This is a genomic window from Streptomyces sp. Ag109_G2-15 (assembly GCF_900215565.1).
In the GTDB taxonomy this organism is placed as follows: domain Bacteria; phylum Actinomycetota; class Actinomycetes; order Streptomycetales; family Streptomycetaceae; genus Streptomyces; species Streptomyces diastatochromogenes.
Genome location: NZ_OCNI01000002.1, coordinates 762,463 through 782,678, shown reverse-complemented (window position 1 = coordinate 782,678; position 20,216 = coordinate 762,463). Strand labels below are relative to the sequence as shown.

Here is a 20,216-nt window from a genome sequence, read left to right as displayed (position 1 = left end):
GAATCCCACCCATGCCGAAGGACATCACGCTCAGTGCATCTGCTCAATCTCGGAATTCTCGCGCACGTAGACGCCGGTAAGACCAGCCTGACCGAACGGCTGCTGCACGCGGCCGGAGTGACCGACGAGATCGGCAGTGTCGACGCCGGCAGCACCCGGACGGACACCCTCGCGCTGGAGCGGCAGCGCGGGATCACCATCAAGTCGGCGGTCGTGTCGTTCCCGCTCGACTCGGTGACCGTCAACCTCATCGACACCCCCGGTCACCCCGACTTCATCGCCGAGGTGGAGCGGGTGCTCGGTGTGCTGGACGGCGCAGTCCTGGTCGTCTCGGCCGTCGAGGGCGTCCAGGCGCAGACCAGGGTGCTGATGCGGACCCTGCGCCGGCTGCGCATCCCCACCCTCGTCTTCGTCAACAAGATCGACCGGCGGGGCGCCCGCGACGAGGCCGTGCTGCGCGAACTGGCCCGCAGGCTGGCCGTGCCGCTCGTCCCCATGGGGACGGCCACCGCGCTCGGCACCCGCGACGCCCGCTTCGTCCCCCGCCTCGGCCCGTCCGCCCTGGACGCGCTCACCGACCATGACGACGACCTGCTCACCGCCTATGTGACGGGCGACGTCCCCGACGACCGCCTCCACACCGCCCTCGCCACCCAGACCCGGCAGGCCCTGGTCCACCCGGTCTACTTCGGCTCCGCCATCACCGGCGCCGGCGTGCCCGAGCTGATCACCGGCATCGAACGCCTGCTCCCGCCTGCCACCGGCGACCCGGACGCCCCGTTGTCCGGCACGGTGTTCAAGGTCGAACGGGGCCCGGCGGGGGAGAAGATCGCCTATGCGCGGATCTTCTCCGGGACGCTGCGGGTGCGGGATCGGGTGCCGTTCGGGGGTGGCGGTGAGGTGGGCGAGGCCTGCCGCCAGGAAGGCGAGGGCGGTCGCGCGATGGGCGGGGCTGACCAGGGCGTGTGTGGGGTCGTCGGCGAGGTGGACGGGGTCGTCCGCGAGGAGGCTGAGGGCGGTTGCGTGATGGGTGGGGTTGCCCACCGGGAGCGCGGGGCTGCCCGAGGGGAGCGTGAGGTTGTCCACGGCGGGTGTGGGGGCGGCCGTGAGGAGGGTGAGGGCGGTTGCGTGATGGGTGGGGTTGCCCACCGGGAGCGCGGGGCTGCCCATGAGGAGCGCGGGGTCGTCCACGGCGAGTGCGGGGGCGTCCGCGAGGAGGGCAAGGCCGGTCGCGCGATGGGCAGGGCTGCCCACGAGGAGCGCGGGACTGCCCACAACGAGCGCGGGAGCGTCGGCGAGGAAAGCGAGAGCGGTCGCCAGGAGGGCAAGGTCCGCCGCGAGGAAAGCGAGGAAAGCAAGGTCAGCCGCCGGAAGGGCAACGTCGGGCGCCGCGAGGACGGGGCAGGTCGCCAGGAGAGCAGGGCCGGGCGCCGCGAGGACGGGGCAGGTCGCCAGGAGAGCAGGGCCGGGCGCCGCGAGGAAAGGGCAGGTCGCCAGGAGGGCAGGGCCGGGCGCCGCGAGGGCAGGGCCGCTCGTCAGGAAGCCAGGATCACCGGGCTCGCTGTCTTCGAGCGGGGCACCGACACCCGCCAGGACCGCGTAGGCGCCGGACGGATCGCCAAGGTGTGGGGACTCGGTGGCATCCGGATCGGTGATGCGCTCGGCGTGCCGGGGCGGGTGTACGAGCACCACTTCGCGCCGCCCACCCTGGAGACCGTCGTCGTTCCGGGGCCCGGCACCGACCGGCGGTCCCTGCACCTCGCGCTCACCCAGCTGGCCGAACAGGACCCGCTCATCGGCGTCCGTCACGACGAGCTGCGGGGGGAGACCTCGGTCTCCCTCTACGGCGAGGTGCAGAAGGAGGTCATCCAGGCCACCCTCGCCGACGAGTACGGCCTGGACGTCACCTTCCGGGAGACCACCACCCTGTGCATCGAACGGCTGGTCGGCACCGGGCAGGCCGTGGAGTTCAACAAGAGGGATCCCAACCCCTTCCTCGCCACCGTCGGCCTGCGCGTCGACCCCGCCCCGCCCGGCGCGGGCGTGCGGTTCCGGCTGGAGGTGGAGCTGGGCTCCATGCCGTACGCCTTCTTCAAGGCCGTCGAGGACACCGTCCGCGAGACGCTCGGCCAGGGGCCGCACGGCTGGCGGATCCCCGACTGCACGGTCACCATGACCCACTCCGGCTACTCGCCCCGGCAGAGCCACGCCCACCAGGGTTTCGACAAGAGCATGTCGAGCACCGGCTACGACTTCCGCGGCCTGACCCCGCTCGTCCTGATCGAGGCGCTGCGCCGGGCGGGCACCCTGGTGTACGAGCCGATGCACCGCTTCCGCATCGAGGCCCCGGCGGACACGCTGGGCGCCCTGCTCCCGGTGCTGGCCCGGCTGGGGGCGGTACCGGAGAGCACCGGGGCGCACGGCCGGGAAGGCGTCCTGGAGGGTGCCGTACCCGCCGCCCGGGTCCACGAGCTGGAGCAGCGGCTGCCGGGGCTGACCCGGGGCGAGGGCGAGCTGGAGTCCTCCTTCGACCACTACGCACCGGTCACCCGCGGCCCGCTGCCCGAACGCCCGCGCACCGACCACAACCCGCTCAACCGGAAGGAGTACCTGCTGAACGTCACCCGCCGGGTCGGCGACTGAGGCAGCTGGGCTGACTGAGAGTCAACTTACTTATGAGTCAGTAGTATTGACGCTGCCCCGACATCCCCGGACTGTGGTGTACATGTCCACCATCAGGGCGCGTCTGTTTCTTGTCCTGGTCGTCCTCAGCGGACTTCTGACGGTGGCGGGTTCCCCGCCCGCCACCGCCGCCACCCCCGTCACCCCCACCGTCCCCGCCGATTCCCTCTGGTTCGACGGCGCCCCGCTCACCGTCCAGAACGGCCGTTTCACCGACGGCCAGGGCCGCGAGATCGTGCTGCGCGGCTACAACGTCTCCGGCGAGACCAAACTGGAGGAGAACGGCGGCCTGCCCTTCGCCTCGGTCGCCGACGCCCGGAAGTCGGCGACCGCGCTGCGCGCCCTCGGCGGCGGCAACGCCGTCCGCTTCCTGCTCTCCTGGGCGCACGCCGAACCCGTACGCGGCCAGGTGGACACCGCCTACCTGGCCGCGGTCACCGAGCAGATGCGCGCCTTCCTGGACGCGGGCATCCGGGTCTACCCCGACTTCCACCAGGACCTCTACTCCCGCCATCTGTTCAACACCGGCAGCTGGTACACGGGCGACGGCGCCCCCAAGTGGGCGGTGGACGCCGGAGGTTATCCCAAGGAGTCCTGCGGCATCTGCCTCTTCTGGGGGCAGAACATCACCCAGAACACGGCCGTGCAGAAGGCGCAGTACGACTTCTGGCACAACGCCTACGGCCTGCAGGACGCCTTCCTGACCACGGCCCAGACGGCCATGACGTACCTCCAACAGCACCTCACCGACGGCGAGTTCGCGGGCGTCGTCGGCTTCGACCCGTACAACGAGCCGTACGCGGGCAGCTACGACTCCGGGCAGGCCTCCCGCACCTGGGAACGCGACCTGCTCTGGCCGTTCTACGTGAAGTTCCGCGCCCGCATGGACGCCGCCGGCTGGCAGGACAAGCCCGCCTTCGTCGAGCCCAACCTCTTCTGGAACGCGAACATCTCCACCCAGAAGCAGGAGGGCGGACTGCTGGACGCGGGCACCCTCGGCCCGCGCTATGTCTTCAACACCCACTTCTACGACCAGAAGGCCATCTCCGGCATTCTGATGTGGGGCAAGGCGGCCGACGGCCAGTACACCTCCGACTTCGCCGCGATCCGCGACCGCGCCTCGGTCGCCGGAACCGCTGCCGTGGTCAGCGAGTTCGGGCACCCGCTGTCCGGCACGGTGTCCGACAAGGCGCCCACCGTGCTCAAGGCGATGTACCAGGCGCTCGACTCCCGCGTCCCCGGGGCGAGTTGGTGGACCAACCCGGCCGCCTCCGGCCCGGTGCTGTCCGGTTCGCAGTGGCAGTGGGACCTCTACAACGGCCGCCACCACGAGCTGATGAACGGCAACTCCGACAAGGTCCTCACCGCCGGCGACGCCTGGAACGACGAGGACCTCTCCGCCGTGAAGCTCGACGACTCCGGGAACGTGACCCTCCGTCAGGACGCCCGGCTGCTCGACCGCGTCTACCCGAGCGCCACCGCCGGCTCGACCCTCGCCTTCACCTACGAGGACCGCTCCCGGGACGGCTCGACCACCCTGACCTGGAACCCGGTGCCGAGTTCGCTCCCAAACGTGGCACGGCTGGTGGGCTCGGGCCAGTACGGACTGCTGGTGTGGCGCTCAGGCAGCGGCACCGCACCGACCGAGCTGCACCTGCCGGCGTCCTTCCCCACTTCGGCGACCACCGTCGTCTCCGACCTGGGCACGGCCTACGCACCGCCCGCCTACACCGCCTCGACCCCGCTCGGCGTGGCCCCCGAGCCCGGCGGCACCGGCAGCCGCCGGCTGCTGCTCACCGACACGGACTCCGGCGTCCTGCACTACGCCCTGGTGACCAACGGGGCCACGGCGCCCTCGGCGGACCTGCTGAGCGCCGCCAGGTCCGAGCTGGCCTCCTGGGCGGCGGCGCGCTTCTGACAGCGGTACGGCCTCCGGGGCGAGTGGGGCAACCCGGAGGCCGTACGACAGCCGCTCAACTCCCGCTCGGGCCGGTCCAGTCGGCCTGCACATGCCCCAGCCGGACGCGCTGCGGATGGTCGCCGACCGGGATCGACGTCACCTTCTTGCCCGTGGCGAAGTCGATCGCCGTGACCTGGTCGGCGCCGCTCTCGGAGACGATGCAGTCCTTGCCGTCACCGCTGACCGTGGCCCAGTACGGCTTGGAGGTCGTGACCAGCGGACCCTCCTGGAGGGTGGCCCGGTCCACCACCGTGGCGTAGTCGTCCATGGTGCCCGCGACACACAGCTTGGTGCCGTCGGGGCTCATCGAAATTCCGTGGTGGCGCGAGTCGTTGACCCAGGTGGTGCGGTCCTCGCTGGTCGCCGGGTTCTTCGGCAGCGTCTTCACCCGGGTGATCTTGTCGGCGGCGACGTCGTACTCCAGGAACCCGTTGAAGAACGACACCTGGAAGTAGAGCTTCGACTCGTCGGGGGAGAACACGGCCGGCCGTACGGCGTCGGAGAAGTCCTTCAGTCCGATCGCGTCCAGCCGCTGGCGCATGTCGATGACCTTGACCTGCTTGTACGTGGTCGCGTCCACGACCGTGATGTGCCGGTCGCCCTTCGTCCAGTCCCAGGCCGGGTCGTCCAGGGCGGTGTTGACGTCCCCGATGGCCATGTTCCAGATGTACTTGCCGTCCTTGGTGAAGATGTTCTCGTGCGGCTTGTCACCGGTCGCGAACGACCCCAGCTGCTTACCGGTGTTGATGTCCAGCACGTGTACGGTGTTCGCGGTCGAGGCGGAGACCGCCACCCGGGTGCCGTCCGGCGAGACCGCCATGTGGTCGGCGCGGTAACCGGACACCGGGAAACGCCAGTTGACCTTGTTGGTCGCCAGGTCGATCGAGACGACGTCCGCGTAGCTCGGGCGGGAGACCACGACCGACTTGCCGTCCGGGGTGGAGTACATGTCGTCGGCGAACTGGTCGTGGCCCTCGCCGACGCTGTTGCGGATCGCCATGAAGTAGATCCACTTGATGGGGTCCGCGTTGATCTCCGCCATCCGCTGGTCCTTGTCCGGGATGACGTTGATCCGGCCGACCTTCGCGAAGTCGCCGGAGGACTTGATGACATCGGCGGTGCCGTCCCAGTTGTTGCCCACGAACAGCACCTCGCGCAGGTCCGGGGCGGCGGACGAGGCGGCGGAGGCGGCGGTCGCCGGGCCGGCGACGGTCAGGACGAGGGCGGCGGCCACGGAGCAAAGGTGCCTGGTTCTGGAGGCAGGCATGACTGTTCTCTTTCCTCGGGGAAATCTGAACACGGGCGGATTCACAGTGAACTTACTGAAAAGTAAGGAGGGGGTGCCCTTCTCGACAAGATGTGTGCACGACAAGATTGGGCTGCCGGTGGGTGACGGAGGGGGAAGCGTGACGGGGAGGCTCAGGGCGCCGACGGGCCGCTACGGCGGCAGGTCCGCGGAAGAACGGCAGGCCGAGCGCCGCCGCCGGTTCCTGGACGCGGCGCTGCAGTCGTTCGGCGACAGCCCCGGCTTCCGTGCCACGACGGTCGCGGCACTGAGCCAGGCCGCGGGCCTGTCCACCCGCCAGTTCTACGAGGAGTTCCGTACCCTGGAGGACGTCCTCGCCGCGTTGCACCTGGAGGTCAACGGCTGGGCGGAACAGGCGGTGCTGGACGCGCTCGCGGCGGCCGAGGGGCTGCCACTGGCCGAACGGGTCGCGGTGCTGTTCCGCGCCTACGCCCGCGACGTCACCTCCGACCCGCGCCGCATCCGCATCGCCTTCGTGGAGATCATCGGCGTCAGCCCCCGGCTGGAGGAGCAGCGGCTCGCCCGCCGGGCCCGCTGGGTCGACCTGATCCGCTCCGAGGCGGACGCGGCGGTGGCCCGCGGGGAGGCGGCGCCACGCGACTACCGCCTCGCGGCCACGGCCTTCATCGGCAGCGTCAACGGCCTGTTGCACGACTGGAGCGCCGGCTGGGTGGACGCGAACCTGGACGAGGTCGTCGACGAGCTCGTCCGCCAACTGCTGGGCATCCTGCAGCCGCAGGGCTGGCGTCCCGAGGGCTGGCATCCCGAGACCGACTGATCGGCCCCGGCTCGGTCCCGCCGGGTCAGGTTTCCCCAGGTCACGGGTGGTGTGACCGCAGGGTCGTACCGTTCGACGCGCGCGATGGGCCCGGAGCTGGTCTGCTGGACCGGGGGGCTTTCGTACCCGTTCTCCGGAGATACGCATGAGTACCTATCGAGTCGCGCAGGTGACCGCCCTGAACGGCACGTTCGAGCTGGCCGAGCGTGAGGTGCCACAGCCCGGGCCCGGCGAGGTGCGGATCGCCGTCGAGGCGTGCGGCATCTGCCACAGCGACGCCCTCTTCGTGAGCGGCGGGCTACCGGGCGTGACGTTCCCGGAGGTCCCCGGGCACGAGATCGCCGGGCACGTGGAGGAGCTGGGCCAAGGGGCACACGAGCGCGGATGGCGGGTCGGCGACCGGGTGGCCGTCGGCTGGTTCGGCGGCAGCTGCGGCCACTGCAGGCCCTGCCGCGAGGGCGACTACATCGTGTGCCCGAACCTGAAGGTCCCGGGGTGGGCGTATGACGGAGGCTTCGGGGAGAAGGTGATCGCGCCCGTAGACGCCCTGGCCCGCATCCCCGACGGGCTGTCCGCGAGCGACGCCGGGCCGATGGCCTGCGCCGGCGTGACCGTCTTCAACGGGCTGCGGCGCAGCTCCGCCCGGCCCGGGGACGTGGTGGCCGTGCTCGGCATCGGCGGCCTCGGCCACCTCGGAGTGCAGTACGCGGTCGCGATGGGCTTCGAGACTGTCGCGATCGCCCGTGGCCCCGAGAAGGCGGACTTCGCCAAGCAGCTCGGCGCCCACCACTACGTCGACAGCACCTCCGGCACCCCGGTCGCCGAGGCGCTGCAGTCCCTCGGCGGCGCCAAGGTCGTCCTGGCCACGGCCGGGAACTCCGAGGCCATCACGGCCACCGTGGACGGCCTGACCCACCGCGGTGAGCTGGTGGTCATCGGCGCGGACATCGAACCACTCGCCATCACCCCGGTCCAGCTGCTCATGAGCGCCCGCGTGATCCGCGGCCACCCGTCCGGCACGTCCCAGGACGTGGAGGACACCATGGCGTTCAGCGCCCTGCACGGCATCCGCCCGATGACCGAGCCCGTACCACTGGAGCGCGCCGACGAGGCCTACCAGAAGATGCTCGCAGGCAGGGCCCGCTTCCGGATGGTGCTGACCAGCCGCTGAGGGTCAGCCGCCCAGCCTGTCCAGCGCGTCGAGTACCGGCGTCACGCCGTCGTCCGCGCGGAGCAGGGTGGTGGGCAGGGTCGGCTTCGGGATGGTGCTCACCGGCGGCTGCGGTGGACAGGGCCCGCATCCGCACGGTGCTCACCAGCGGCTGAAGGTCAGCCGCCCGCTCTCTCCAGCGAGTCCAGCACCGGCGTCACCCCGTCCTCCGCGCGGATCCGTGCACCGAGTGCCCGGGCCCGCTCGCCGTACGACGGCTCGCGCGTCGCCCGCAGCAGCGCCGTGGACAGGGCGCCGACGGTCAGCCGGCGCAGTGGCACGGTGGTCGGGGCGACGCCCAGTGACACCAGCCGGGCGGACCAGAACCCCTCGTCGAACTGGATCGGGACCGGCACGGCCGGTACCCCGGCGCGCAGGCCCGCCGCGGTCGTGCCCGCTCCGGCGTGGTGGACCACGGCGGCCATCCGCGGGAACAGCGCCGAGTGCGCCACCTCGCCGATGGTCAGCATGTCGTCGCCGTCCGCCGCGAGGCCGCCCCAGCCGCGCTGGATCACCCCGCGCAGCCCGGCCCGCCGCAGCGCCGCCACGACCTGCGCGCTCAGCCGGCCGGCGTCCGGCACGGTGGCGCTGCCCAGCCCGACGAACACCGGCGGCGGACCGGCGTCGAGGAACTCCCGCAACCTGTGCGGGAGTTCGGGCTCGGTGTCGTACGGCCACCAGTAGCCGCACACGCCCAGACCCGGCCGCCAGTCCCGGGGCCGGGGCACCACCAGCGGACTGAAGCCGTGGTGCACCGGCCACAGCCGTCGCTCCCTGGCCCGCCGAGCGGGACCGGTGCGGACCGGGGGCAGCCCGAGGCGGGCGCGGACCGCGGGCACGGTGGCGGCGAAGACACGCTCCACGGCGAGGTTCACACTGTGCCCGGCGAGCCGGTTACCCGGGGCTCCGAACGTGCCGCCACCGAGCACCGGAGGGGCGAACTCCTGTGTGGGCGCCAGAGGTTGCAGATAGAGGCCCATGCTCGGCAGCCGCAGTCCCTCGGCGACGGCATGCCCGAGCGGCGCCAGCGAGGCCGACAGCAGCAGCACATCGCTCTCCCGCGCCGCCGCCACCAGGTCGTCGGTCATCCGCCCGACCAGCCGCCGGGCCAGCTCCACCACCCGCACCAGCTTCCCGGCGCCGCTGGTACTGCGGTGCAGCCCCCGGCCCCGAGGTGACTCCAGCTCCGCGCGCGGATCGACCGGCAGCGCGTGGAACCGCACCCCGGAGCCCGCCACCAGTGGCTCGAAGCAGCCGTGGGTGACCAGGGTGACCTCGTGCCCGGAACGGCCGAGCCGGTACCCGAGACCGGTGTAGGGGGCCACGTCGCCCCGGGATCCCGCCGTCATGATGGCAACCCGCATGGCGGACAGTATGGCGGCGCCGCGCCGCACAGAGGTCCAACGACCCGGCCCACCCGTCGACTTCACGCCTGCCGCATCCGTTGACTTCACCCCCGGGCGGCTCTACGGTCGGCGCGCAGCATGTTCGACTAACCGATCCATGTTCGAAATACCGATCGCTCAAAGTGCCGATCGCCATCCCGATCACCCACGCATTCCGTCCCGCACGCGGAGGAGCCGATGTACCCCCCACCCGGTCTCGCAAGACGCTGCAGAACCGCCAGACGCTGCAGAACCGCCGCCGTACGCGCCCTGGTCCTCGTCCTGACCGCGGCCGCCGCCCTCCTGTTCGCCCAGCCGGGCCCGGCGCAGGCGGCGACCACCCGCCAGGTGTCCGTCCCCACCGCCCCCATGGGCTGGGCCTCCTGGAACAGCTTCGCCGCGAAGATCGACTACAACGTCATCAAGCAGCAGGTCGACGCATTCGTTTCGGCCGGACTGCCCGCCGCCGGATACCAGTACGTCAACATCGACGAGGGCTGGTGGCAGGGCACCCGGGACAGTGCCGGCAACATCACCGTCGACACCTCCGAGTGGCCCGGCGGCATGAGCGCCATCGCCGACTACATCCACAGCAAGGGCCTGAAGGCCGGCATCTACACCGACGCGGGCAAGAACGGCTGCGGCTACTACTTCCCGACCGGCCGCCCCGCCGCCCCGAACACCGGCAGCGAGGGCCACTACGACCAGGACATGCTCCAGTTCTCCAAGTGGGGCTTCGACTTCGTGAAGGTCGACTGGTGCGGCGGCGACGCCGAAGGACTCGACGCGGCGACGACGTACAAGGCGATCAGCTCCGCCGTCACCAAGGCCAGCGCCGCCACCGGCCGCCCGCTGACCCTCTCGATCTGCAACTGGGGCTACCAGAACCCCTGGAACTGGGCGCCGGGCCTCGCCCCCATGTGGCGGACCAGCACGGACATCGTCTACTACGGCAACGCGCCCTCGCAGACCAACATGCTGTCCAACTTCGACCAGGCCCTGCACCCGGACGCACAGCACACGGGCTACTACAACGACCCCGACATGCTGATGGTCGGCATGCCCGGCTTCACCGCCGCGCAGAACCGCACCCATATGTCCCTGTGGGCGATCTCCGGCGCCCCGCTGCTGGCCGGCAACGACCTCACCGCCATGACCAGTGAGACGGCGGCCATCCTCAAGAACCCGGACGTCATCGCCGTCGACCAGGACCCGCGCGGCCTCCAGGGCGTCAAGGTCGCCGAGGACACCACGGGCCTCCAGGTGTACGGCAAGGTCCTCTCCGGCACCGGGAACCGGGCCGTCGTGCTGCTCAACCGCACCTCCGCCGCCAAGGACATCACCGTCCGTTGGTCCGACCTCGGCCTCACCGGCGCCTCGGCGAGCGTCCGCGACCTGTGGACGCAGAAGAACCTCGGCTCGTACGCCACGAGTTACACGACCAGCGTCCCGGGGGGCGGCTCGGTGATGCTCAAGGTGACCGGCACCGAGGCGGCGAGCAGCAGCTACAGCGCGACGTCCACCGGGAAGTCCACCGGCGTGAGCGCGGCGAGTACCGGCCTGGACGTGGTCGACCTCACCTACACCAACACGGCGTCCACCGCCGTCACCGGCACGCTCCAGGTCAACGGGCAGACCGCCACCACGGTCTCCTTCCCGCCCACCGGATCCACCCCGGGCACGGTCTCGGTCCAGGTCCACCTCACCAAGGGATCGGCCAACTCCCTGACCCTGACCGGCGGTCCCACCCTGGGCACCCTCACGGTGAGACCCGTCCCCGGCACCGACGCCACCCTGCTCACCGGCAAACAGTCCGGCCGCTGCGCCGACATCTACAACAACACGATCACCAACGGCACCCAGGCCGAACTCTGGGACTGCAACGGCGGCGCCAACCAGGCCTGGACCTACACCGCCCGCAAGGAACTCGTGGTCTACGGCGACAAGTGCCTCGACGCCTACAACCTCGGCACCACCAACGGCACCAAGGTGGTGATCTGGGACTGCAACGGCCAGAGCAACCAGCAGTGGAACGTCAACGCCGACGGCACGATCACCAACGTCAACGCGGGCCTGTGCCTGGACGCGTACAACGGCGGCACGGGCAACGGCTCCAACCTCGTGCTGTGGAGCTGCAACGGCGGCGACAACCAGAAGTGGTCCCGGACCTGACACCTCCGCCGAGGGCGGGTTGTCGAACCGAGCCTCATGCCACGCCCCGCTCCGTGATGATCTCGGTGCGGGGCGTGGGCATCTCCCGGACGAACAGTGGGACCTCATACGGGATCTGTGCCAGGCTGGTCGCGGTGCCGGCGAGTGCACATCCATGGGGGGTGCTGTGGGGCCGCGGAGGACGCTGTCTTTCGGAGACGCGCTGATACTTCTGGGCGAGGACCCTCCCGCCATGGCAGCGCTGGACCGAGCGATCGCGGGAGCGCTCAATCTGGCCACGGGCGGTCTGAGCGGCGGGCTGCTCGGCATGTTCGACGCTCGCGGGAGAATCCTCGGTCTGGGACGCGACGCGGCGCGTGGCGTGGGCGCACGACTGGGACGCGCTCATGGGCGGGTGGAACGCACCCAGCTTCTGGAGGCCGCCCACACCGTGATCGTCGTACTGGCGTTCTTCGAGATCCTTGAACAAGCTTTCGAAGCCCTGGTCCAGGAGGACCCACCCCTGTCGCTGAACGACTTGCTGCTGAGTCGTCGTGAACAGATCACCCTCGCGGGCGGCCGACCGCCTTCCGACGAGGGATTCGCGCAGACCATGACGCAGGTGGACGCTCCACGTCCCGCCCCTCATCTGCCGTACGAGGACACCCTCGTCGAACTCCGGCTCTGGTACCGGCGCCTGGCCTCTCGAGTCGTCAACTTCCTGCGGGGACTGGCCTTGTGGGAGGAACTGCCTGCGTCCATCCGCTCGGAGATCGCGGACACGGTGCACGACGCACTGCCCGAGCGCGCGGTCGAGCAGTACGAGGCGCTGTACTCCCGACTGGCTGTCGAGGCCCCCGAATTCCGTTACTGGTCGGGCCGGTTGGAACACCAGGCCACGCGCACCGAACTGCGGCGGGCGCTCGCCGGGCTGGAATCGCTTCTGTCCTCGTCCATCGTTGTGCAGGATCCGCCGGTGGACATCGCCCAGGCCCTGTCCCGGGCACACCTGGCGGCCCTGAACCGCCGCATCCTCGACGCCGAGTCCACTCCGGAGGGCATGCGGGTGCCGACGCTGGGCGAGGCATATCTGGACCCTGATTTCAGGGTACGTGCCGTCGACGGGCAAGGCAGTCCCGCCGCCGAGGACTGGTGGGAGGAAGCACCGTTACGACAGGACCTCACCGAGTATCTGACAGGCGTCCTGACGTCGGAGGGACTCACCCTCGCTCCTCTGCTGGTGCTGGGGCAGCCGGGCGCGGGCAAGTCCGTCCTCTCCCGGATCCTCGCGGCGCGGCTGCCGGCCGCTGGATTCCTGCCGGTGCGAGTGGCGCTGCGCGATGTGCGCGCGGACGACGAACTTCAGGACCAGCTCGAACAAGCCGTCCGTGACGCCACCGGAGAGCAGGTCGCCTGGCCCGCACTGGTGCGGTCGGCAGGCGCCGCCTTACCGGTCCTCCTGCTCGACGGGTTCGACGAACTGCTGCAGACCACCGGAGTGCACCAGAACGACTTCCTGGTGAAGGTGGCCCGTTTTCAGGAGCGGGAATCGGAACAGGGACGTCCGGTCCTCGCCCTGGTCACCAGCCGGACCACGGTGGCGGATCGGGTCCGCTATCCGCAGGGAACGGTCGCGATGCGCCTGGAGCCGTTCCGGCGGGAGCAGATCGAGGCTTGGCTCCAACAGTGGAACCTCTCCAATGCCCGCCACTTCACCGCCCGGCGCCTGTCGCCACTCACCTGGGAGCTGCTCGAGCCGCATCGCACCCTCGCCGGGCAGCCACTGCTCCTGACGATGCTCGCTCTCTATCACGCGGCAGGGAACGACCTGCAGGGCGCGGACGAGCGCCCACTGGGTGAGGCAGATCTGTACGAGGCACTGCTCGGCTCGTTCGCTCGGCGCGAGGTGGCCAAGGACTCCCGGGACACCCTGCGGGACACTCAGATCGACGACCTCTTGGAGCGAGAGCTCCAGCGGCTGTCACTCGTCGCCTTCGCCATGCTCAACCGGCGGCGCCAATGGGCCTCGACGGCTGAACTCGAACAGGATCTGGCCGCGCTGCTGGGACGGCACGCACACGGGGCATCGGGTTTCCGGGAACCTCTGGGACAGGCTGAGATCACCCTCGGGCGCTTCTTCTTCGTGCAGCGCGCGCAGTCGATCAGGGGTGGACAGACGCTGTCCACCTACGAGTTCCTGCACGCCACGTTCGGGGAGTACCTGGCCGCGCGACTCGCCGTGCAGCTGTTGACGAGACTTCTCGACCACCGCCCCGTCTTCTCGATGGGCAGTGAACCGCTCAACGACGACATGCTGTTCGCGCTGCTCTCGTTCGCCCCCGCCTTCTCCCGGCAGATGCTCCGCTTCGCCCGGGCGCGCGTCGAACAGCTGCCGGAGGACGATCGTGAGCGCCTGTCCCGCCTCGTCATCCGTGTGTTGGGCGAACGTGAGCTGCGTGCCGACCAGCCGTATCCGGCCTACCTTCCCCAGCGGATGCGGGCCACTGTCCGGCAGGGCATATACAGCGCCAACCTCGTGATGTTCGTGCTGTTGCTGACAGGGGAGACGACGGTCAGCTCGCTCTTTCCCACCCAGGACGACCCGGGGGACGCATGGCACAGTCGCGCGCTGCTGTGGCGCTCCTCCTTGGAGGAGCCGCAGTGGACGGACTTTGCCTCGCCCCTGATCCTGCGACGGACCCGCGACGGAGACCGGCGTGATCTGACGATTCGTCTTCGGCAGGGCGAACCGGCCATCCCAGAGGCGATGGACGCGCACTGGATCTACCCAGTGCCACAGGAACAGGAGGACGTTCTGTGGCAGCGCACCTACTGGAACGAGATCTGGCACAAGATGGATCTCTCGGCGGGGACGAACGACGGCGTGGCCCTTCAGGCCCTGCGCCCGTTGTTCGAGTCCTTGGGCCCGTTGCTCACCACGTTCAACGGGGGCGGTGGCAGACCCGCCACCTCGATCGTCCACGATCTGCTGAAGCTGTGGCTGGAGGGCGAGATCGGGATGTCTCTGGAGGAGACCCAGGTGTTGTATCGGCGCGTCGGCAACGCGCTCCTCGTCTCCGACCGAGACGGCCCGGTCATGCGGCACCTCAGGCCAGTGCTCGTCGGCCTGCTGGATCGCGACCTGAAGCGCTTCCCCCCACAGGACGTGCAGCATCTCGTCGATGTGTTGTCAGTACATGCCCCCGCTGAGCTGCGCGAGCTGCTCCAGGGACGTGCCGAGGCCGCCCGGTTCAGGACTCTGCGCGGCGAGTGACAGCCGGCGCTCGCGCTGAGTCGAAATGTTCATGGGATGGGGCTGCACTGAGCTGGCCAACGGCGTCTCGCGCAGCGCTGTCCCGGCACGGCGTGATGATGCTGACGAGTCAAAGTGCGAGCACCATGTCTTCACCTGCGGCCAGGATCTCCCCGTGGTACGCGCCCTGCGCTTCCGCGACGGATCGCTGGCGTTCGGCGCCTGGCCAGAAGTGTGTGAGCAGCAGGCGCTTCGCTCCCGCGCTGGCAGCCCACTGCCCGGCCTGGGCCGCGCTGAGCAGATGCGGGTCGACAGCCGGACCCTGCAGCGTCGCTCCGGCGACCAGCAGGTCCGCCCCGGCCGCCAGTTCGCCGAGCGCAGGGTCGGGCCCGGCATCGCCGCTGTAGGCCACGGTCAGTCCGGGCGCCGTCAACCGCACGCCCGCGTGCGGCACATGATGCGGAAGGAGCCGCCCGTCCAGCCGGAAGGGACCGACCTCGTAGCTACCCGGCAGCGGATGCGGGTCGAAGACCTCGCGCAGGTCCTCGGTCGGCTCCATCGCCTGCACCCGCCCGAGCACCCCCGGCGGGCAGTACAACGGCACACGCCCGTCGCGCCCCGCGCCAAAGAGCAACGCTCGGCAGAGCGCGCTCAGATCCGCACAGTGGTCGGGGTGTTCGTGGGTGATGACCACGGCGTCGACCTCGCTCGCCGTGCACCGCCCCAGCAGCCGGGGCAGCGCCGCGTAGCCGAGGTCCAGGACCAGGCGGAACCCGTCAGCCTCCAGTAGGAAGCTGCTCGCCGCCCGCCCGGCCTCCGGCCAGGCGCCACACGTCCCCAGCACAGTCAGCTCGCGCACCGGCGCATGCTCCCACAAGTGCAGTCGACAGGGCCATCAACCGCCGACAGCTCCGCGTGAGGCGTCGGCAACCGAAGGCCGCTCGACGGCCCGGCTTGCCGCCCCCACCCGCGCGCCGGCCCCACTGATCCCGCACGACCCGCACCGCTGGGACTTCAGTAGGTCGGCTGCCGGAGATTCGGTTGCTGTCAGTTGGCTCGCCCGTCTTCTTTGCTCCGACGCCGGCTCGCGGCGTGGGATTGTCTCGGGTCAGCCTGTGGTGGCGGCCCAGACGTTGGTGTTGCCGAAGGTGGCCGGGCAATCGACAAGCGGCCAGGGCGCCGGGAAGACCGGCTCTCCGGCAGCGAGTGACTTCCCTCGCCAGTCCTGGATCGGCTGGCAGACCGCCGCGTTGCGCATGTCGATCCACACACCGACGCCGTATTTGCGGCTTGCCGCGGCGTATACGTAGTCGCCGATGCGCTCTTCGCGCAGCCGGTGGCCCGGGTAGCCGGCGCGCAGGTCTGCGACCGGGCCGTTGTAGACGGTGGTCCACCGCCCCGGGCCGTCGTCGTGGCCGTAGTTGTGGTGGTTGACGGCGATGGGGGCGCTGAGGAAGACGCCGTGATAGGGCCGTGGCGAGTTCACGTCCGATCCGCGCCACGGCGAGGTCACGGCGGCGTAGGCGATGTAGGCGCGGTCACCGGTCGGGGACAGTGCGGGCGCGGCGTAGAGCGGACGGTCTCCGGGGCGGCCTACGGCGACCGGTGTGTGCCAGTGACTCCCGCGGTCGGAGGACCACGAGGCCCGGACCTGCTCGTGGTTGAGGCCCGCGCTGCCGTCGCTCCAGGCGTCGATGATCAGGTTGGTCGCGCCGGCGCCGGTCGGGGCGCCATTGGCGATGTCGACCTCTGGGGCTGCGGCGTTTTCGGTACGTGCTCCGGTGTATCCGTCCATCACGCAGCGGCCGGAGAGCGGGTCGATGAAGTAACACTCGTCGGTGAAGGAGAAGAGCCGGTGTGGCTTGGTCCAGTGCTTGCCGCCGTCGAACGATTTGAAAACGACGTGTTCGCCCCTGGTCGGAAGGTTCGACAGGTCGTGTGCCTGGTAGCTCTCCGCGAACAGGTACACGGCTCCGTGGCTGTCGGTGCGGACGGTGCACCCGATGTACCCCTGATGTCCGAAGGACGGGTCCATGCCGCGGGCGACCACCTTCTCCGTCCAGTGGTCCCCGCCGTCGGCCGAGGTCGCCACGATCAGAGGGACCTGAGCCTGAGACTCATCCTCGCCGATGAGGTAGTCGTTGAAGCACGTGTACGTGTGCCCGAAGTACCGGCTTGATGCGGCGTTGTCGGCCCAGATCTGGTCCTTGTCCCGGAAGCTGGTTGGATCGTTGCTTTCAAGGATGACCGGTCTCATCCAGCTCGACTTCTGCCGCACGCGCGACGGCGTGGGGTTGTCAAGGCGAGAGACACCGATGCCCGCACCGCTCTTGAGGGTGGTCCGGTTTTTGAACTTCTCCGCCAGGTTCGCGTAGTAGACGCGTGATCCGTTCGCCCACGAGAAGCGCCCGTTGACCGGGCGCGGCCCGATCGCCACGGCTGGGTCGCCGGAGGAGTAGATCCCCGTCTCGTACCACCACGGGAGGGTGCCGATCGGGCCGACGTGGCCCTCGCATGGCTCGCCGCCGCCGACAGTCGAAGTACGTCGTCTCCACCACCCTCACCGAGGGCAAGCTGGTTTCCAACTGGGGCGAGACCACGATCCTCCGCTCCCTGTAGAAGCAGGTCCTCGGCGTCGTCCGCTGACGGCACTCCGCCGGAAAATAGTAGCCATGGATATAGTAGCCATGTAGTCTATTCGGTATGAGCAATGGTTCGCCGAGCCCCATGCCCAGTACTCACTGGTCGCGTCGCTGCACGGCATGCAGCGCGCCGGTGAGCGGCCCAGTCAGCGTCGACTCACCGACCACACAGGCCTGGAGGCGCTGTACGTCTTGAAGCCGGCGCGTGCTCTGGAGTCGGCAGACTGCTTGAACAGTTGCTGGAGCCGCTCGGCGGCCTCGTCGCCCCGCGGACGCGCGTTCACCGACGAGCTGACGACCCTGCTCGACGCACCTCTCGCTCCATCCGTACCGAACGACGAGAGAACTCAGGGGACACCACCATGACCACCACCGCACCCGTCGCCGACGCCCGCGCCCTCGGCCTGGCCCACTACGCCGCGCGCGGCGTCCTGGAGCACGTCCTGGCGCGGCACGGCATCACCTTTCAGCAGCAGATCGTCCTGCGCGCCGCCATCAGTGCCGATGCCCCGCAGGCGCCGGATGATCTCGTCACCCAGGTCCGGGGCTCCCTCAAGGCCGATCCGGCCGACATCCGCGCCACGCTTGACGAGTTGCAGGCCAAGCGGCTGCTCGTCGCGGACGGCGCGCACCTTCGCCCCACGGACGCAGGGCGCGAGCTGCTCGCCGTCATCGGCGCGGAGACCGCCCCCGTCACCGCACGGATCTGGGGCGGGATACCCGCCGAGGACCTGGCCGCCGCCGGCCGCGTCCTCTCCCTGGTCGCCGGGCGCGCCAACGCGGAACTTGCGGCGCTGACCACCTGACCGCCCGGCCGAGCCGATGCGTCATCGTACGAGGCGGGACGCGGACCCCGGTTCCCGCGCGACCTAGGCGGCGGCGAGCACCACCAGGCTCGCCGCCGCCGACAGTGCACAGCCCAGCACGCACCAGGCCACCAGCCGCTGCCGCAGCGCCCGGTACCGGGCCTCGTACGTCTGCCGCAACTCCTCGGCGCGTTCGGCGGTGCGCCGCCACGAGGTTCCGGCCAGGGCCAGGTACTCGGTCTCGAAGTGCCGCTCCAGGTCTTCCCGTTGGGTGTCGGTGAGCCAGCCGAGCCGGGAGGCCACCCGGGCCGCCGCCGTACGGCCCTCCTCCCGTGCGGCGGTGAGCAGCAGATGGCCCTCGATCTGCTGGACGAGCGCCCGTTCCTCTCCGGTGCTCATCGTGCGGTCAACTCCCGCTTCCGCGGTGGCATGCCGGGGTGGTGCAGGTCGAACGCCGGCGACTCACTGCGGATCTGCGGGAGTGAGCGGAAGTTGTGCCGGGGCGGTGGGCAGGAGGTCGCCCACTCCAGCGAACGGCCGTAGCCCCACGGGTCGTCGGCCTCGACCTTCTCGCCGTACTTGGCCGTCTTCCAGACGTTGTAGAAGAACGGGAGCATCGAGCAGCCGAGCAGGAACGAGAAGATCGTCGAGACCGTGTTGAGCGTGGTGAGCCCCTCGACCGCCAGATAGTCGGGGATCCGGCGCTGCATACCGTTCACGCCCAGCCAGTGCTGCACCAGGAACGTGCCGTGGAAGCCGATGAACAGCGTCCAGAAGGTGATCTTGCCGAGGCGCTCGTCCAGCATCTTGCCGGTCCACTTCGGCCACCAGAAGTGGAAGCCCGCGAACATGGCGAACACGACCGTGCCGAAGATGACGTAGTGGAAGTGGGCCACGACGAAATAGGTGTCTGAGGTCGGGAAGTCCAGCGGCGGCGAGGCCAGCATCACCCCGGTCAGCCCGCCGAACACGAACGTCACCAGGAAGCCCATCGCCCACAGCATCGGCGTCTCGAAGGAGAGGCTGCCGCGCCACATCGTGCCGATCCAGTTGAAGAACTTCACACCGGTCGGGACGGCGATCAGGAACGTCATGAAGGAGAAGAACGGCAGCAGCACACCGCCGGTGACGTACATGTGGTGGGCCCACACCGTCACGGACAGACCGGCGATCGCGATGGTCGCCGCGATCAGACCCATGTAGCCGAACATCGGCTTGCGGGAGAAGACCGGGATGACCTCGGAGATGATGCCGAAGAACGGCAGCGCGATGATGTACACCTCTGGATGGCCGAAGAACCAGAAGAGGTGTTGCCAGAGCAGGGCTCCGCCGTTTGCCGCGTCGAACACATGCGCACCGAACTTGCGGTCCGCCTCCAGGGCGAACAGCGCGGCCGCGAGGACCGGGAAGGCGAGCAGCACCAGAACGGCGGTCAGCAGCACGTTCCACACGAAGATCGGCATGCGGAACATGGTCATGCCCGGGGCACGCATGCAGATGATCGTGGTGATGAAGTTGACCGCGCCGAGGATGGTGCCGAAGCCGGAGAAGGCCAGACCCATGATCCACATGTCGGCGCCGATGCCCGGGCTGCGGACCGCGTCCGACAGCGGGGAGTAGGCGAACCAGCCGAAGTCGGCCGCACCCTGCGGGGTGAGGAAGCCGCCGACCGCGATGGTCGAGCCGAACAGGTAGAGCCAGTAGGCGAACATGTTCAGCCGGGGGAAGGCGACGTCCGGCGCGCCGATCTGGAGCGGCATGATCCAGTTCGTGAAGCCGGCGAACAGCGGCGTCGCGAACATCAGCAGCATGATCGTGCCGTGCATCGTGAACGCCTGGTTGAACTGCTCGTTCGACATGATCTGCAGGCCGGGGCGAGCCAGCTCGGCGCGCATCAGCAGCGCCATCACGCCACCGATCAGGAAGAACGCGAACGACGTGACCAAGTAGAGCGTTCCGATCGTTTTGTGATCGGTGGTCGTCAGCCACCGTACGGCCCTGATGTCTCTGATCCTCTTCACACCCCGCCTGTGTCCGCGCCCG

Annotated in this window: 13 protein-coding genes and 1 pseudogene; 8 read left to right on the top strand and 6 right to left on the bottom strand. The window is 69.8% G+C overall.

What is annotated here, in order from left to right; genetic code table 11:
- Positions 1-33 precede the first annotated feature (33 nt).
- A complete protein-coding gene (locus CRP49_RS48625) occupies positions 34-2,643 on the top strand; it encodes a GTP-binding protein (RefSeq protein WP_257033795.1) in 2,610 nt (869 codons plus the stop codon).
- A gap of 82 nt (positions 2,644-2,725) precedes the next feature.
- Entirely contained in the window at positions 2,726-4,600 is a 1,875-nt protein-coding gene (locus tag CRP49_RS40000) for a cellulase family glycosylhydrolase (RefSeq protein WP_097258286.1), read from the top strand.
- Positions 4,601-4,655: 55 nt separating this feature from the next.
- Here the strand turns inward: CRP49_RS40000 and CRP49_RS39995 are convergent, their stop codons facing one another.
- On the bottom strand, positions 4,656-5,909 hold the full coding sequence (locus tag CRP49_RS39995; protein WP_097258285.1) for a YncE family protein: 1,254 nt from the start codon (positions 5,907-5,909) through the stop codon (positions 4,656-4,658).
- A 139-nt stretch (positions 5,910-6,048) separates the two neighbouring features.
- On the opposite strand from CRP49_RS39995, the gene CRP49_RS39990 reads away from it, so the two are divergent.
- Both CRP49_RS39990 and CRP49_RS39985 read left to right on the top strand, forming a co-directional pair.
- Complete coding sequence (locus tag CRP49_RS39990; RefSeq protein WP_097258284.1) at positions 6,049-6,726, top strand: TetR/AcrR family transcriptional regulator; 678 nt, start codon at positions 6,049-6,051, stop codon at positions 6,724-6,726.
- 145 nt (positions 6,727-6,871) lie between these two features.
- Complete coding sequence (locus tag CRP49_RS39985) at positions 6,872-7,897, top strand: alcohol dehydrogenase (RefSeq protein WP_097258283.1); 1,026 nt, start codon at positions 6,872-6,874, stop codon at positions 7,895-7,897.
- A 158-nt stretch (positions 7,898-8,055) separates the two neighbouring features.
- Here the strand turns inward: CRP49_RS39985 and CRP49_RS39980 are convergent, their stop codons facing one another.
- On the bottom strand, positions 8,056-9,285 hold the full coding sequence (locus CRP49_RS39980; RefSeq protein WP_097259287.1) for a glycosyltransferase: 1,230 nt from the start codon (positions 9,283-9,285) through the stop codon (positions 8,056-8,058).
- A gap of 234 nt (positions 9,286-9,519) precedes the next feature.
- Here CRP49_RS39980 and CRP49_RS39975 point away from each other — a divergent pair, with 234 nt between their 5' ends.
- Both CRP49_RS39975 and CRP49_RS39965 read left to right on the top strand, forming a co-directional pair.
- Positions 9,520-11,493 carry a ricin-type beta-trefoil lectin domain protein gene (locus CRP49_RS39975; protein WP_097258282.1) on the top strand — a complete coding sequence of 658 codons (1,974 nt, stop codon included), beginning with the start codon at positions 9,520-9,522 and terminating at the stop codon, positions 11,491-11,493.
- 19 nt (positions 11,494-11,512) lie between these two features.
- Complete coding sequence (locus CRP49_RS39965) at positions 11,513-14,746, top strand: NACHT domain-containing NTPase (RefSeq protein ID WP_143670098.1); 3,234 nt, start codon at positions 11,513-11,515, stop codon at positions 14,744-14,746.
- A 109-nt stretch (positions 14,747-14,855) separates the two neighbouring features.
- On the opposite strand, the gene CRP49_RS39960 is transcribed toward CRP49_RS39965, so the two are convergent.
- Both CRP49_RS39960 and CRP49_RS39955 read right to left on the bottom strand, forming a co-directional pair.
- Positions 14,856-15,584 carry an MBL fold metallo-hydrolase gene (locus CRP49_RS39960; RefSeq protein WP_097258279.1) on the bottom strand — a complete coding sequence of 243 codons (729 nt, stop codon included), beginning with the start codon at positions 15,582-15,584 and terminating at the stop codon, positions 14,856-14,858.
- A 249-nt stretch (positions 15,585-15,833) separates the two neighbouring features.
- A complete protein-coding gene (locus CRP49_RS39955) occupies positions 15,834-16,982 on the bottom strand; it encodes a sialidase family protein (protein WP_143670097.1) in 1,149 nt (382 codons plus the stop codon).
- 278 nt (positions 16,983-17,260) lie between these two features.
- Between CRP49_RS39955 and CRP49_RS46155 the strand changes: the two are divergent.
- Positions 17,261-17,341 (top strand): annotated as a pseudogene (locus CRP49_RS46155) (deaminase); the annotation flags it as partial.
- A gap of 388 nt (positions 17,342-17,729) precedes the next feature.
- Positions 17,730-18,173, top strand: a complete 444-nt coding sequence (locus CRP49_RS39945) for a MarR family transcriptional regulator (protein WP_097258277.1) — start codon at positions 17,730-17,732, stop codon at positions 18,171-18,173.
- Positions 18,174-18,236: 63 nt separating this feature from the next.
- Here the strand turns inward: CRP49_RS39945 and CRP49_RS39940 are convergent, their stop codons facing one another.
- Both CRP49_RS39940 and ctaD read right to left on the bottom strand, forming a co-directional pair.
- Positions 18,237-18,572 carry a hypothetical protein gene (locus tag CRP49_RS39940; protein ID WP_097258276.1) on the bottom strand — a complete coding sequence of 112 codons (336 nt, stop codon included), beginning with the start codon at positions 18,570-18,572 and terminating at the stop codon, positions 18,237-18,239.
- Complete coding sequence (gene ctaD / locus CRP49_RS39935) at positions 18,569-20,194, bottom strand: cytochrome c oxidase subunit I (RefSeq protein ID WP_097258275.1); 1,626 nt, start codon at positions 20,192-20,194, stop codon at positions 18,569-18,571. The genes CRP49_RS39940 and ctaD overlap by 4 nt, the downstream gene beginning before the upstream one ends.
- Between the last annotated feature and the right edge of the window lie 22 nt (positions 20,195-20,216).

Coding starts and splice junctions, on each gene's coding strand:
- CRP49_RS39995 (WP_097258285.1), bottom strand. CDS start 5,909: ATGCCTGCCTCCAGAACCAGGCACCTTTGCTCCGTGGCCGCCGCCCTC.
- CRP49_RS39980 (WP_097259287.1), bottom strand. CDS start 9,285: ATGACGGCGGGATCCCGGGGCGACGTGGCCCCCTACACCGGTCTCGGG.
- CRP49_RS39985 (WP_097258283.1), top strand. CDS start 6,872: ATGAGTACCTATCGAGTCGCGCAGGTGACCGCCCTGAACGGCACGTTC.
- CRP49_RS40000 (WP_097258286.1), top strand. CDS start 2,726: ATGTCCACCATCAGGGCGCGTCTGTTTCTTGTCCTGGTCGTCCTCAGC.
- CRP49_RS39955 (WP_143670097.1), bottom strand. CDS start 16,982: ATGAGACCGGTCATCCTTGAAAGCAACGATCCAACCAGCTTCCGGGAC.
- CRP49_RS39940 (WP_097258276.1), bottom strand. CDS start 18,572: ATGAGCACCGGAGAGGAACGGGCGCTCGTCCAGCAGATCGAGGGCCAT.
- CRP49_RS39975 (WP_097258282.1), top strand. CDS start 9,520: ATGTACCCCCCACCCGGTCTCGCAAGACGCTGCAGAACCGCCAGACGC.
- CRP49_RS39945 (WP_097258277.1), top strand. CDS start 17,730: ATGACCACCACCGCACCCGTCGCCGACGCCCGCGCCCTCGGCCTGGCC.